We start from the raw sequence: 362 nt of genomic DNA, 5'->3' as shown, positions 1-362 counted from the left end.
TCGGCCGGTGCATCCCGGAGTCCGCCTTGCAGGTGCTGGGCTCTCCCCGGGAACGGCTGTTCTGCCGTACGTGAGCGCGCGCACCGCCCGCGGATCCCGCCGAGCCGCCGTCCTACGGTGTGTCCGGCGCTGTGCTGGCGAGATAGATGGTGTTGGCCGAGGTGCCTCCTTGCAGGGGATTGTCGAAGTCGACGACGTGGGCTGCTGCCTGTGCGAAGACCGGCGTGAGAGTGGAGGCGAACTCCGCGTCCGGCGGGTCGTTCGACCACAGGGCGAACACACCGCCGGGGTGCAGATGGTCTGCGAGAGCGCGGAGCCCGGAAGGCTGGTAGAGGGCCGCGTGGCGCGGGTGCAGGACATGG

At 70.2% G+C, this 362-nt stretch carries 1 pseudogene; it reads right to left on the bottom strand.

Annotation, left to right across the window (positions count from 1 at the left end):
• Positions 1 to 112: 112 nt before the first annotated feature.
• Positions 113 to 362 (bottom strand): annotated as a pseudogene (locus tag TN53_RS43035) (spermidine synthase); the annotation flags it as partial.

This window comes from Streptomyces sp. WM6386 (genome assembly GCF_000972385.1).
Lineage (GTDB): Bacteria > Actinomycetota > Actinomycetes > Streptomycetales > Streptomycetaceae > Streptomyces.
The sequence above is the reverse complement of the archived record's forward strand: the minus strand, read 5'-3'. Positions and strand labels throughout refer to the sequence as shown.